Source organism: Bacillus cereus group sp. BfR-BA-01408 (assembly GCF_022663305.1).
Lineage (GTDB): Bacteria > Bacillota > Bacilli > Bacillales > Bacillaceae_G > Bacillus_A > Bacillus_A pacificus.
On sequence record NZ_JAKUFF010000265.1, the window covers coordinates 1 to 265 of the forward strand.

Below are 265 nucleotides of genomic sequence, written 5' to 3' on the forward strand. Positions count from 1 at the left end.
GAATTTAAAAAAACAAAATCTGGTGTATGCTTCTTCATCATAAATAATGATTCTGTTCCTGTATTTGCTTCAAAACATTCTACATTCCTTATATTTTCAGTAAATTTTTCAGCTAAACTTCTTCGCTCTTCTGCATCTTCCATGATCAGTAAAATTTTCATTTCTTCAACCACCTAATTCTTTTGTCCGTATGTCCTGTTGTATACATTCGCTTTTATAAGGAACATTCCCTTTTTCTTACTATACCATTATTTATCTAAAAAAA

The 265-nt window shown here is 29.1% G+C and carries 1 pseudogene; it reads right to left on the reverse strand.

What is annotated here, in order from left to right:
• Positions 1 to 161: pseudogene (locus tag MR083_RS27250) on the reverse strand (LytR/AlgR family response regulator transcription factor); the annotation flags it as partial.
• Between the last annotated feature and the right edge of the window lie 104 nt (positions 162 to 265).